Here is a 13,109-nt window from a genome sequence, read left to right on the forward strand (position 1 = left end):
CGTCGCCCTTTACGGCAGTTACGGGTAATTCCCACGACCAGAGTCAGACCGATAGGTTCCCGCCTGTCCGTTTGCTGCATTCTGGGGTGCACGAGGCGCCCCGCGTCTGGAGTTTTACCTTGAAGCGCATCCTTCTCCCGGCCGGTAGCGCCGTCCTGGCGACCGGCCTCCTGGCCGCCGGCCTGGCAGGCACCGCTCAGGCACAAGGCGACATCGCCACCGACCCCATGGCCCGCAACACGCAACAGGCCTCCTCGGTCGCGTCCTTCTGGGCCGCGTCGAACTTCGCCGCCCTCCGCTCCGCCACCGCGTACACCTGGGACGCCAAGGAAGTCAGGAAGGTCGTCTCGAAGGGCGGCTACAGCCCCGACGGCAACCCGGGCAGCGCCACTCCCATCGGGGAGGAGAAGAAGGCCCCCGGCAAGGCCCAGAACGTGAACATGCCCAGGACGCTCGGCAAGGTCTTCTTCGTCGACGGCAAGGGCAAGTTCCGCTACTGCTCGGCCACGTCCATCCAGTCGAACTACCGCAACCTGGTCGCCACGGCCGGCCACTGCGTCTACGACACCGACAGCAACAAGGCGCTGCTCGACAACTGGGTCTTCGTGCCCGGCTACTACGAGGGCAAGGCCCCGTTCGGGATCTACGTGGGCAAGCAGGCCTTCACCCACACCGACTTCGACGTGTACGAGGACTACGACCGCGACTACGCGTTCGTGACCGTCTACAACGGCATCTCCTTCAACGGCGTCAAGCAGGTGACCAAGAAGGAGTACGACGGCTTTGTCGGCCCCAAGCGGAACTGGGGCGGGCGCTACTACATCCTGCTGTCCAAGGACGCCGGCCGTCTCGGCGACGTCGTCGGCGGCCAGGGCGTGTCCTGGAACCAGCCCACGGGTAAGCAGGTCCGCGCGTTCGGCTACCCGGCCGGCCCGCACCCCGACGGCAACAAGCCCTACAGCGGCGTGACGCCGAAGTGGTGCTACAACAAGACCACCGCCAAGGCCGTGGGTGCTCCGTGGCTGAAGATCGAGGAGCACATCGGCCTCAAGTGCGCCGTGACGCCCGGCTTCGACGGCGGCCCCTGGCTGGCCAACTACAGCAACGGCAAGCGTCTGGGCTACGTCAACGGCGTGACCAGCACCTTCGCCGACCAGGACGGCAACGACCGCATCGACTACATCACCTCGCCGTACTTCGACGGTGAGACGGCGTCTGTGTACAACTCGGCCAAGAACACGTGGTCGGGCAAGATCGTCGGCCCGAACGGCGAGCTGTACAAGTAATCACTCAACACGCAAAAAGGGGCTCGGCCGGGTTCGGCCGAGCCCCTTTTTGCGTGTACAGCAAGATCATCTATGCAGATTCGGCGATATTAGACGGAGCTCGCGCCAATCTGGTTCCTGTGATCTGAGTCACATTGGAGCGACAGCGAAGCGTGTCGCACTCCTCACGGCCCTTCCGCCGAACCCCCTTCATACCCTGCGAAAACGTGGCAATTTGATCACACTCCGCTAAGATCTCTGACTGGTAACGGAAAGGTCACGACGGTAAGGGTGCCTTCCGGATGGGGCAGAACGGCTTTTACCTGCGGAGATCACCACGCTATGTTCCTTGCTATCCCTTTACTGACGCATGGGACGCGTGTTGCGACCCACGACAGAGCAAGGAGCAGTTCCCTTGAAGCGCATCCTCATCCCCGCCGGTGGCGCCATCCTGGCTACCGGCCTTCTGGCTGCCGGCCTCGCCGGTACGGCCACGGCCGCCAGCGACGTAGCCTCCGACCCGATGGCGAAGAGCGCCGCTGACGCCAAGGCCATCGCGGACTTCTGGTCGGCGACCAACAACGCCGCCCTCAAGGCCGCGAAGGAGTCCAACGTCTGGGACTCCGGCGACGTCGCCAAGCTGCAGAGCAAGGGCGGCTACAGCGCCGACAGCAAGCCTGGCTCGTCTGTCCCGATCGGCCAGGAGAAGAAGACCTCCACCAAGGTCCAGAACGTGAACATGCCGAAGACCATCGGCAAGGTGTTCTTCGTCAACAGCAAGGGCGAGAAGAAGTGGTGCTCGGCCACTTCGGTCCAGTCGAAGTACCGCAACCTGGTCGCCACGGCCGGTCACTGCGTCTACGACACCGCCACCAACTCGGACGTCATGTCCAAGTGGGTCTTCGTGCCCGGCTACTACCAGGGCAAGACGCCGTTCGGGATCTACGTGGGTAAGCAGGCCTTCACCCACTACGACTTCGACGTGTACGAGGACTACGACCGCGACTACGCGTTCGTGACCGTGTACAACGGCATCCAGCTCGGTGGCGGTACCGCGAAGAAGGTCTCCAAGGCCGACTTCGACAAGTACCAGGGCATCAAGGACGCCAAGGACGTCGAGATCTCGCGGGACGAGTTCCGCAAGTGCAAGCTCGACCCGACGTCGATCGAGGCGTGCTGGGCCAAGCGCGGCAGCAAGGCCGAGCCGGCTGGTCCGGACTACCCCAACGCCGAGGTCACCAAGGTCGAGGTCGCCAAGGAGACCTACCAGGCCGCCAAGGTCGGCAAGGGCAACGGTTTCAAGTTCGGCGTGCCTGTCACCGAGAACGTCACCAAGGCCGAGTACGACGCCTACAAGGGTCTCGGCTCCAAGGACCAGGACGCTCGCGGCAACTACACCATCACCCACTACTTCACGCAGCAGTGGTCCAAGCCCGGCACGGCGACCAAGTTCTACAAGACCGAGTTCTTCATCATCGAAGGCGCTGCCAAGGACGTCGGTCGCCTGGGTGACGTCGTGGGCGGCCAGGGCGTGTCCTGGAACCAGCCCACGGGCAAGTACGTCCGCGTGTTCGGCTACCCGGCCGCGGCGCACCCTGACGGCCACAAGAACTACACGGGCATCACGCCCAAGTGGTGCTACGGCAAGACCAGCAAGAAGGTCGTCGGCTCGGCCGCCAAGAAGATCGAAGAGCACGTCGCGCTCAAGTGCGCGATGACCGAGGGCGCCGACGGTGGCCCCTGGCTGCTCAACTACAGCAACAGCAAGCGTCTCGGCTACGTGAACGGTGTCACCAGCACCTTCAACGACCAGGACGGCAACAAGCGAGTCGACTACATCTCCTCGCCGTACTTCGACGGTGAGACCGCCGCGGTGTACAAGTCCGCTGCGAACGTGTGGTCCGGCAAGATCATCTAAGTAACACACCGCGACCGTTCCAGGACGGTGCGCACAGTGGTAACTCGCGAAGGGCCCGGCATCGCCGGGCCCTTCGGCGTTCCCGGACAAATCTGAAGGGCTTTTGGACGCATGGGACACCCGGACGGTGCCATCAAGTCGATGTGATCTGCGTCACATCAACCGGATGGTCGTTCGGAAGGCGGCACTCGAGCCACCGCAGCCACACTGACAACTTCCTTATGTTGATCTGCGGAAACGGTGTCATCCGGCACTTCCGGCAAGTCATCCTCTATCGCGACTTAAACATCACAGAACGATCACGCACGACTTAGCGCCGTTTTTCCCTCCAAAGCAGCTACCTAACTTCAAGATCGACACTGTATGTTCCTGGCTATCCCTTTACTGACGCATGGGGCGCAAGAAGCGCTCCACGACAGACCAAGGAGTTACCTTGAAGCGCATCCTCCTCCCCGCCGGTGGTGCCATTCTGGCCACCGGTCTGCTGGCTGCCGGCCTCGCCGGCACCGCTCAGGCCACCAGCGACGTCGCGAGCGACCCGCTCGCGAAGACCGCTGCCCAGGCTGCTGAGACCCTGAACTTCTGGAGCGCCTCCAACTACCAGGCCCTCAGGAACGCCGTGGCCTTCAACCCCGACCAGCTCGAGGTTGAGAAGATCTCCCGTGGTGGCGGCTATAGCGCCGACACCAAGCCCGGCTCCTCCGTGCCGATCGGCGAGGAGAAGAAGGTCGCCGTCAAGTCCCAGAACGTCAACATGCCGAAGACCATCGGCAAGGTGTTCTTCGAGGGCCGCGACGGCAAGCTGTACTGGTGCTCGGGCACCTCGGTCCAGTCGCAGTACCGCAACCTGGTCGCCACGGCCGGTCACTGCGTCTACGACATCGCCGGCAACGACGAGGTCGTTTCGCGCTGGGTCTTCGTCCCGGGCTACTACCAGGGCAAGGCGCCTTACGGCCTGTACGTGGGCAAGCAGGCGTTCACGCACTACGACTTTGACGTGTACGAGGACTTCGACCGCGACTACGCGTTCGTGACCGTGTACAACGGCATCGGCGGCTCGCTGAACAAGCCCAAGCTGGTCGACTGGAACTCCTACAAGGCGTACAAGGGCGAGAAGTTCGTCAAGGACGTCACGGTTTCCGAGGACGAGTACACCAAGGGCAAGCTCGACCCGAAGACCACGGACTACTACGACGTGGACCCGGGTGCCGCCGACGCGGCGACCGGCCCGGACTTCCCCGGCGCGGTGGTCGACCGTGAGGAGACCACCAAGGCTAAGTACGACCTTGCCCCTGTGGGCAGGGCCAACGGTGCCAAGTTCGGCGAGCCCATCGTCGAGAGCGTTACCGAGGAAGCGTTCAAGGCTTACCCGGAGACCGGCCCGGGCAGCAAGGCGAAGGACGCTGCTGGCAACTTCACCATCACGCACTACTACGTGCAGAAGTGGTTCAAGCCCGGCAAGGTCAAGCGCTTTGTCCGTCTCGACCCGTACATCGTCGTGCACGAGGTCAAGGACGTCGGTCGCCTCGGTGACAACGTCGGTGGCCAGGGTGTCGCGTGGAACCAGGCTCCGGGCAAGGTCGTTCGTACCTTCGGGTACCCCTACGGCCCCAACCCTGACGGTAGCAAGCCCTACACCGGTGTTACGCCGAAGTGGTGCTACGGCAAGTCCGCCAGCAAGGTCGTCAAGGTCCCGGCCCGCAAGGTCGAGGAGCAGCAGTCGCTGAAGTGCGCCGTCACCGCCGGTTACGACGGTGGCCCGTGGCTGGCGAACTACAGCAACGCCAAGCGTCTCGGCTACGTCACCGGCGTCACCAGCCTCATCGTGGACGTCGATGGCAACAAGCGCTACGACACGATCACCTCGCCGATCTTCGACGGTGAGACTGCCGCGATCTACAAGTCCGCTGCGGCTTCGTGGTCCGGCAAGCTCATCCCGTAGTTCGCTAGGGATCGAACGACGACCTAGGTCATCGTTCACCAGCTTTACCGAAGGGCCCGGCATCCTGCCGGGCCCTTCGGCCTTTTCCAGAACAATTCAGGCCCCAACCTGGGCCCCCACCATTTTCCGTAACATTCCCGCACAATCTGTTACCAGAGTGACCAGAGGGTCGATAGGGTCTCCACACCTGCTTGTTAACTTTGTGGAGATCTCCAGTGAAGCGCCTGCTCGTCCCCCTGACCGCCGCCAGCCTGAGCGCCGCCGCCCTCACCCTCCCCGCCAACGCCGCCGCCCCCGACTGGGTCCAGGACCCGCTCGCCCCCAAGGCCGCTGAGGCCTACAGCAACGCCTACTTCTGGCTCGACGCCAACGGTGCCGCCCTCAAGAAGGCCACGCAGTACAACGTCGACGCCAAGGACGTCCAGAAGCTGGTCTCCACGCAGGCGAAGGCACCCGACGGCAAGCCCGGCTCGGCCTCCCCCACCGGCACCACGCCCGCCGTAACCAAGACCACGGCCGTGAACCTGCCCAAGACCATCGGCAAGGTCTTCTTCCTCGACGGCGGCGGCAACTACCGCTGGTGCTCGGCCACGTCGGTCCAGGCCAGGAACCGCAACCTGGTCGCCACGGCGGGCCACTGCGTCTACGAGCGCGGCAAGGACGTCTTCCGCAAGTGGGTGTTCGTCCCCGGCTACTACCAGGGCAAGGCGCCGTTCGGTGTGTACGCGGGCGCCTACGCGTTCACCACCTACGACCTCGACACCTACGACGACTACGACGGCGACTTCGCGTTCGTGGCCGTGCACAACGGCTTCGCGCTCCCCAACGACAAGAAGGTGTCGTTCAAGGAGTTCCAGGAGTGGCGTGGCGACAAGTGGGTCAAGCCGGTTGAGATCAGCCCCGCCGAGTACGCCAAGTGCGTCCTGACCCTCGGCAACTGCTGGTCCGAGGGCGCCGACACCCCGGCCGACAAGGTGGGCCCCGACTATCCCGGCGCGGTCCTGGAGAAGGTCGAGGTCGGTAAGAAGGAGTACGACGACGCCAGGACCGGCAAGGGCAACGGCTTCAAGTTCGGCGCGCCCGAGACGCTCCCCGTGACGCAGCTGGAGCACGCCGCCTATAAGGGCCTGGGAGACAAGGGTGTCGACAAACTCGGCAACTACTCCATCACCCACTACTACACACAAAAGTGGGTCAAGCCCGGCACCTCGCGCAAGTTCTACATGGCCGAGTACGTCATCGGCATCGCCAAGGACCTGGGCCGCCTCGGCGACATCGTCGGTGGCCAGGGTGTCGCCTGGAACCAGCCCATGGGCCAGACCGTCACCGCCTTCGGCTACCCCAGCGCCCCCCACCCCGACGGCGACAAGGCCTTCACCGGCGTGACGCCCAAGTGGTGCGCCGGCAAGACCGGCACGAAGACCTACCAGGTCAACACCTTCAAGGTCGAGACGCACCAGGTGCTGAAGTGCTCCATGACCCCCGGCGCCGACGGCGGCCCCTGGCTGATGAAGTACGACAACAACAAGCGCACCGGCTTCGTCAACGGCGTGACGAGCATGTTCCACGACCAGGACGGCAACGGCCGGATCGACTTCATCAGCTCCGCCTACTTCGACGGCGAGACCGCTGACGTCTACAACAAGGCCCAGTACGCCGCGACCAAGTCGATCGTCGGGCCCAACGGCGAGATGATGCAGTAATAGATAGGACAGAACGAGCCCGTCGCCGGATCTCCGGCGGCGGGCTCATCTAATGAAAGAGGACTTATACGGCCGACAGCTCGCGCAGCGCCCGCACCGCGGGTTCGCTCTTGTACGGCTCCAGCCGCCGACGCAGATCGGCCGCATACGAACGAGACCGCACCGACTGCAGCTCACCGGCCAGCTTGAACGCGGTCTCCGCCACCTTGCACGCCTCCTCCAACTCCCCGCACTGGAGCAACCCGGCCGCCAGGAGCGACAGGTTGAACATCCGCCCGCGCACATAGCGGCCGTCCATGTCGAGCGAGCGGTGCGCCTGCCGCACGACCCGCTCCCCCTCTCCCAGGTCGCGGAAGCAGTGGGCGAACTTGGCCGACAGGTACGCCTCGTCGAAGTAGCTCAGCCAGGCCGGCTCGTCGGCGGGAGCCCGCGAGTCGAAGGCCACCTCGGCCGCGTGCAGCGCGGAGCCGCACGAGCGCGTGTCGCCGAGGCCCGCCTGAGCGTGCGCCTCCAGCACCAGGCCGGAGCACAGCAGGGTGTGGACGCCCGCGCGGCGGGCCGAGAGCTGGGCGGCCCTGGCCAGGTCTAGCGCGTGGGCGTGCTGGCCCATGTAGATGGCCTGGTGCGCCATGCCGGCCAGGATCTCGCCGCCCAGCGCGTGGTCGTCGGCGCCCTGGGCCAGGCGCAGCGCCTGGATCAGGTAGCGCTGGGCCAGACCGTGCTGCTCCAGGTCGTAGGCCATCCAACCGGCCAGGCGGGTAAGCTCCGCGGCGGCCCCGGCCAGTTGCCTGCCCGTGGCCTCGCCGTAGGCGCCCTCTTTGAGCAGCGGTGAGACCGCGGTGTCGAGGTATTTGATGACCGACGCGCGGACGCGTCCGCTGCCGAATCTGTTGTCGAGCTCACCGAATGAACGGGTGACCTCATGGATCGCGGTGATGTCGGCCCTGCCGACGCGGCGTGCGCCGGACCCGCCCGGGCGTTCCTCCGGCGGGGCCGTCAGCCAGCGGACGGCCCCTACCGAGCCCGCACCAATCGCGAAAGTCGAATCGATCAGGAAGCGCCGCCTCTCCATATCGGCCCGCCACAGCGCCGTCACGGTCGCGACCCCCTCCTTCCACGTGTGCGTGAACTCCTGTCCGAGATCCAGGGGTGTAACGATGGCCGGCATGCCCACCTCCACGGGGGAGAAGGGCCTGCCGAGCCGGAGTGCGAAAATCTCGGTAAGGAGGCACGGCACAGGGTCCCGAGGCCGCTGACCACCGATCCAGCGCAGCACGGAGCTGTGGTCGTACTTCAGGCCAGGGGTGCCACGCGCGGCTCCCAGGTCGTTGAGGCGCCTGGCCAACCCCTTGTGGGAGAAGCCGGCCTCCGCGATCAGCTGCTGTAGCAGTCGATTGGGCTCGCGTTCCATCGCTCTCCTCGCGGCAACAGGAGTCGGCGCCCGCATCCTTACAGAGAGCCCTCTTTATAGCACGGAGAGTAAAGGAAGTTTGGCGGTTCCCTGAGGAAGTGCAGGTTCCTGCATAAGCGCAGGTTCCCGTTCCCGCGGAACTACAGGCGGGCGACCCCGTCGGCACGAGCCTGGGCCGCCACGGCGGCGGTCACCGCGGGCGCTACACGCGCGTCGAACGGGCTGGGGATGACGTAGTCGGCCCTGACGTCCGCGCCCACCACGTCGGCGAGCGCGACGGCCGCCGCGACCTTCATGTTCTCGGTGATCGTGGTGGCCCGGACGTCGAGCGCCCCGCGGAAGACACCGGGGAAGGCCAGCACGTTGTTGATCTGGTTGGGGAAGTCGGAGCGGCCGGTCGCGACCACCTTGGCGTACTTCGCGGCCACCTCGGGATGCACCTCGGGGGTGGGGTTGGACAGGGCGAACACGATCGAGTCCGCGGCCATCGAGGCGATGGCCGCCTCCGACACCGTCGAACCGGACAGGCCGAGGAAGACGTCGGCACCCGCCAGGGCCTCCTCGGTCGAGCCCTTGTGGCCCGCCTTGTTGGTGTCGCGGGCCAGGGCCTGCTTGACCGGGTTGAGCCCTTCCCTGCCGTCGTAGATCATGCCCTTGGAGTCGGCGACCGCGATGTCGCCGATGCCGGCCTCCAGGAGGATCCGGGTGACCGCGACCCCGGACGCGCCGGCTCCGGCCACCACGGCGCGCAGGTCGCCCAGGGAGCGGCCAGTCAGCCGGGCCGCGTTGGTCAGCGCGGCGAGGGCCACGATGGCGGTGCCATGCTGGTCGTCGTGGAAGACGGGGATGTCGAGCAGGTCCCGCAGCCGGTCTTCGACCTCGAAGCAGCGGGGCGCGCTGATGTCCTCCAGGTTGATGCCGCCGAACGAGGGCGCCAGTCGTACGACGGTCTCGACCAGGGCGTCGACGTCGGTGCAGTCGAGGCAGATCGGGACCGCGTCGACGCCCCCGAACTCCTTGAACAGCAGCGCCTTGCCCTCCATCACGGGCATGGCGGCCGCCGGGCCGATGTCGCCGAGGCCGAGCACGGCCGTGCCGTCGGAGACGACGGCGACCACGTTGGAGACCCAGGTGTAGTCATTGACGAGTGACGGCGTGTCGGCGATCGCGGTGCAGACGCGGGCGACCCCGGGGGTGTAGGCAAGGGAAAGGTCGTCGGCGTTGCGGACGGGGATGGTGGATCGGACCTCGAGCTTGCCGCCGCGATGCAACGCGAAGGCGGGATCGAGATCGAGGGATTCAACGGAAGCGGGTGTGGTAGTCACAGCGACCCCAGTAGTCATCGGACGGATGAGACCTTCGGCAGACGGCGCGAGAGGCCTGGCTTCGGTAGCCGCCAGGTGCCCCTCCTCGATCGTCTCGTAAGAGGGGTTACGGGGGTCACCCGTCGCTCCATAGTGCCACATGCTGAGATGGGGTCTGTCTCAGGACCGACTCCGTTCTGTTGACGCATTGTTAATTCTCAGATGACGGTCCGCAGCAAAAGGCCATTTAAACTTCACAAAAACCAACTTTCCTTACATATCACTCGAGGAGGCCCGCACATGGCCCTCTGGCCCAGGACGCGCCGTGGCTACACCACCGGTGCGCTCGCCCTGACCGCCGCCCTGGCGCTGTCCGCCTGCGGCAGCACCTCGCAGACGGGCACCAGCGCCTCGTCCTCCGCACCCGCCACAGCGGCGGGCGGAGTACAGCTGGTCGCCCCCGGAAAGCTGACCACCTGCACCAACCTGCCGTACCCGCCGTTCCAGTCCAAGGACGCCAGCGGCAAGGTCGTCGGCTTCGACGTGGACATGATCGACCTGGCCGCCAAGAAGCTGGGCGTGACGCAGGACATCGTGGACATCGACTTCGACTCGATCAAGGGCGGTGCCGCGCTCAGCGCCGGCAAGTGCGACGTCGCCGCCGCCGGCATGACGATCACCGAGGACCGCAAGCAGCACCTCGACTTCTCCAACCCCTACTTCGACGAAGTGCTCGGCCTGGTGACCAAGAAGGGCGCCGGTGTGCCCGACCTCGAGACCGCCAAGAGCAAGAACCTGAGCGTCGGCGTGCAGGCCGGCACGACCAGCCTCACGCTCGCCAAGAGCAAGGGCATCGAGGCCAAGGAGTTCAAGGACTCCGGCAAGCTGCTGCTCGCGCTGCAGTCCGGCCAGGTCGACATGGTGATCCAGGACCTGCCGGTCGTCGTCGACTGGATGAAGAAGCCGAACGTCTCCTCCGCCTACGAGCTGTCCGGCCAGGTGCCGACCCACGCCCAGTACGGCTTCGCCGTCAAGAAGGGCAACGCCGCGCTGCTCAAGGTCATCAACGAGTCCCTGGCCGAGGCCATCAAGGACGGCACCTGGACCAAGGAGTACCAGGAGTGGATGGGCGCCGCGCCCGTCACGACCCCGACGCCCACCTCCTGATCATGACGACCACGCCGACCACGGCTGAGCCCGCGAAAAGCGGGCTCAGCCCCCGCCAGCGCCGCCGCGTCAGCCTCGCCATCCAGTACGCCGTCTTCGCCCTCGTCCTCATCGCGGTGCTCCTGCTCGCGGACTGGCCGAAGATCTTCGAGAACTTCCTGAACGGCAAGGTCGCCGCGGGGATGTTCCCCACGCTGTTCACGGTCGCGTTGAAGAACACCCTGATCTTCACCGTGGCCGGCTATGTGATCGGCTTCGCGCTCGGTCTCGTGCTGGCGCTGATGCGGTTGTCCTCGGTGGTCCCCTACCGGGTGGTCGCCCTCGTCTACATCGAGATCTTCCGCGGCCTGCCCGCGCTGATCATCTTCCTGCTGCTCGGGTTCGGCCTGCCGATCGCGTTCCCCGGGTTCAAGCTCCCCGGCGACGTCTACGGTACGGTGGCGCTCGCGCTGGGCCTGGTGGCCGCGGCCTACATGGCCGAGTCGTTCCGCGCGGGCATCCAGGCGGTGCCCAAGGGGCAGATGGAGGCGGCCAGGTCGCTCGGCATGAAGCCGGGCCGGGCGATGCTGTCCATCATCCTGCCGCAGGCCATCAGGATCGTGATCCCGCCGCTGACCAACGAGCTGATCCTGCTGTTCAAGGACTCCTCGCTGGTCTTCACGCTGGGCGTGACGGCGGCCACCACCGAGCTGACCAAGTTCGGCTCCGACACCACGATCGACCAGGCCAACAGCACGCCGCTGATCGTGGCCGGCGCCACGTACCTGCTGATCACGATTCCGCTCGGGTTCGTGGTACGCCGCCTCGAAGCGCGCCAGGGGAGGAAACGGTGACGCACGCCGTAGAGATCAGGGAACTCCACAAGTACTTCGGCGACAACGAGGTGCTCAAAGGCATCGACTTCACCGTCGAATCCGGTCAGGTGGTCTGCGTCATCGGCCCTTCAGGATCGGGCAAGTCGACGCTGCTGCGCTGCGTGAACGTGCTGGAGACGCCGACCAAGGGCCGGGTGTTCGTCAACGGCTTGGAGCTGACCCATCCCGACGCCGACATCGACGCGGCCCGGCGGCACGTCGGCATGGTGTTCCAGCAGTTCAACCTCTTCCCGCACCTGACCGCGCTGCAGAACGTGATGATCGCCCAGCAGCGGGTGCTGAACCGGAGCAAGAAGGAGGCCGAGATCGTCGCCAGGGAGAACCTGGCCAAGGTCGGCGTCGGCGACAAGTGCGACGAGTATCCCGGCAAGCTCTCCGGCGGACAGCAGCAGCGGGTGGCCATCGCCAGGGCGCTGGCCATGAACCCGGACCTGATGCTCTTCGACGAGCCCACCTCGGCGCTGGACCCGGAGCTGGTCGGCGACGTGCTCGCCGTCATGCGCAAGCTGGCGGAGGAGGGCATGACCATGCTGGTGGTCACCCACGAGATGGGGTTCGCCCGCGAGGTGGCCGACCGTGTGGTGTTCATGGACGGCGGGGTGATCGTCGAGGAGGGGTCGCCCAGCGAGGTGATCGGCGACCCGAAGCAGGAGCGGACCCGCTCCTTCCTCCGGCGCGTCCTGCACCCGGAAGGTTGACCTGCGAAGCGGGGCGTCCGAGGCTGGGGCGCCCCGCGGCTCGTGTAATACTCCGGCATGGACCTCACCTCTTACGCCGAGTGGGCGGTCCGGCTGGTGAACGATCCGCACCCCCCGCCGGAGCTCCTAGAGCTGCGTGACGAACTGGCGGCCCTGTTCGACGGGACCGGCGGCGAGCAGGCCGTCGTGGCGCGCCTGAACGCGCTGCTCGTGCGCCATCCGGTGCGCCCCCAACTGTCGGACCACGACGGGCAGCGCTGGCACCTCCACCTCGCTGTGGACGCGCACGGCACAGCCGCCGCCGGCGCCGTGATGGGCTTGGCCGCGCTCGTCGCCGAACTGGGCGCCGACCGGCTCGGCCGCTGCCAGGAGCCGCGATGCCTGCGGGCCTTCCTCGACACCTCCTCCAACCGCTCGCGCCGCTACTGCTCCGCCCGGTGCGCCAGCAGGGCCAACGTCGCCGCCTACCGTGCCCGCCGCAAGAGCGGCCAGTAGCGCAGCACCACCCGGCCCACGATGTCGGTCACCGGGCCGAAGTCCCAGCTGTCGCGGCGCCCGCTGGCCCGCTGGTTGTCGCTCTCCAGCCACCAGCCGTCGTCGCCGTGCCATTGGGCCCGCTTGACGATGAGCCGCTCGGGCTCGCCCGGGAGCCGCGCCACGACCAGGTCGCCGGGATGCACCGCGGCGCCACGCCGTACGAGTAGCCAGTCGCCGGGCACCAGCGCGGGCCGCATCGAATCCCCCTCGACACGCACTCTCATGGGCTGTGACCCCCTCCGCCGCAGGCGTTTGGACCCGAGTAAGGTCGGTAGTTGGACCAAGCTGA

General features: G+C 66.2%; 11 protein-coding genes. 8 read left to right on the forward strand and 3 right to left on the reverse strand.

What is annotated here, in order from left to right:
- Positions 1–119: 119 nt before the first annotated feature.
- From AB0L53_RS21060 to AB0L53_RS21075, 4 genes are all read left to right on the forward strand, one after another.
- A complete protein-coding gene (locus AB0L53_RS21060; protein WP_363996151.1) occupies positions 120–1,286 on the forward strand; it encodes a hypothetical protein in 1,167 nt (388 codons plus the stop codon).
- 394 nt (positions 1,287–1,680) lie between these two features.
- Complete coding sequence (locus AB0L53_RS21065; protein WP_363996154.1) at positions 1,681–3,183, forward strand: hypothetical protein; 1,503 nt, start codon at positions 1,681–1,683, stop codon at positions 3,181–3,183.
- 433 nt (positions 3,184–3,616) lie between these two features.
- Positions 3,617–5,125 (forward strand): hypothetical protein, encoded by a 1,509-nt coding sequence (locus tag AB0L53_RS21070; protein ID WP_363996157.1) that lies wholly within the window; start codon positions 3,617–3,619, stop codon positions 5,123–5,125.
- Positions 5,126–5,340: 215 nt separating this feature from the next.
- Positions 5,341–6,828, forward strand: a complete 1,488-nt coding sequence (locus AB0L53_RS21075; protein ID WP_363996160.1) for a hypothetical protein — start codon at positions 5,341–5,343, stop codon at positions 6,826–6,828.
- Positions 6,829–6,892: 64 nt separating this feature from the next.
- Here the strand turns inward: AB0L53_RS21075 and AB0L53_RS21080 are convergent, their stop codons facing one another.
- Positions 6,893–8,239: a hypothetical protein gene (locus tag AB0L53_RS21080; protein ID WP_363996163.1), complete on the reverse strand. Its 1,347-nt coding sequence runs from the start codon at positions 8,237–8,239 to the stop codon at positions 6,893–6,895.
- Positions 8,240–8,379: 140 nt separating this feature from the next.
- A complete protein-coding gene (locus AB0L53_RS21085) occupies positions 8,380–9,582 on the reverse strand; it encodes an NADP-dependent malic enzyme (protein WP_357949616.1) in 1,203 nt (400 codons plus the stop codon).
- Positions 9,583–9,843: 261 nt separating this feature from the next.
- On the opposite strand from AB0L53_RS21085, the gene AB0L53_RS21090 reads away from it, so the two are divergent.
- From AB0L53_RS21090 to AB0L53_RS21105, 4 genes are read left to right on the forward strand one after another with little or no spacing between them, the layout of a single operon-like run.
- Entirely contained in the window at positions 9,844–10,710 is an 867-nt protein-coding gene (locus AB0L53_RS21090) for an ABC transporter substrate-binding protein (RefSeq protein WP_363996166.1), read from the forward strand.
- Entirely contained in the window at positions 10,665–11,543 is an 879-nt protein-coding gene (locus AB0L53_RS21095) for an amino acid ABC transporter permease (RefSeq protein WP_363996168.1), read from the forward strand. The genes AB0L53_RS21090 and AB0L53_RS21095 overlap by 46 nt, the downstream gene beginning before the upstream one ends.
- A complete protein-coding gene (locus tag AB0L53_RS21100; RefSeq protein ID WP_363996171.1) occupies positions 11,540–12,283 on the forward strand; it encodes an amino acid ABC transporter ATP-binding protein in 744 nt (247 codons plus the stop codon). The genes AB0L53_RS21095 and AB0L53_RS21100 overlap by 4 nt, the downstream gene beginning before the upstream one ends.
- A gap of 57 nt (positions 12,284–12,340) precedes the next feature.
- Positions 12,341–12,778 carry a CGNR zinc finger domain-containing protein gene (locus AB0L53_RS21105; protein ID WP_363996174.1) on the forward strand — a complete coding sequence of 146 codons (438 nt, stop codon included), beginning with the start codon at positions 12,341–12,343 and terminating at the stop codon, positions 12,776–12,778.
- On the opposite strand, the gene AB0L53_RS21110 is transcribed toward AB0L53_RS21105, so the two are convergent.
- Positions 12,748–13,104, reverse strand: a complete 357-nt coding sequence (locus AB0L53_RS21110; RefSeq protein WP_363996177.1) for a S24 family peptidase — start codon at positions 13,102–13,104, stop codon at positions 12,748–12,750. The two genes, AB0L53_RS21105 and AB0L53_RS21110, sit on opposite strands and share 31 nt — an antisense overlap.
- Positions 13,105–13,109: the final 5 nt, after the last annotated feature.

Origin of the sequence: Nonomuraea sp. NPDC052129 (genome assembly GCF_040680095.1) — a bacterium.
In the GTDB taxonomy this organism is placed as follows: domain Bacteria; phylum Actinomycetota; class Actinomycetes; order Streptosporangiales; family Streptosporangiaceae; genus Nonomuraea.

Coding starts and splice junctions, on each gene's coding strand:
- AB0L53_RS21085 (WP_357949616.1), bottom strand. CDS start 9,582: ATGACTACTGGGGTCGCTGTGACTACCACACCCGCTTCCGTTGAATCC.
- AB0L53_RS21090 (WP_363996166.1), top strand. CDS start 9,844: ATGGCCCTCTGGCCCAGGACGCGCCGTGGCTACACCACCGGTGCGCTC.
- AB0L53_RS21080 (WP_363996163.1), bottom strand. CDS start 8,239: ATGGAACGCGAGCCCAATCGACTGCTACAGCAGCTGATCGCGGAGGCC.
- AB0L53_RS21105 (WP_363996174.1), top strand. CDS start 12,341: ATGGACCTCACCTCTTACGCCGAGTGGGCGGTCCGGCTGGTGAACGAT.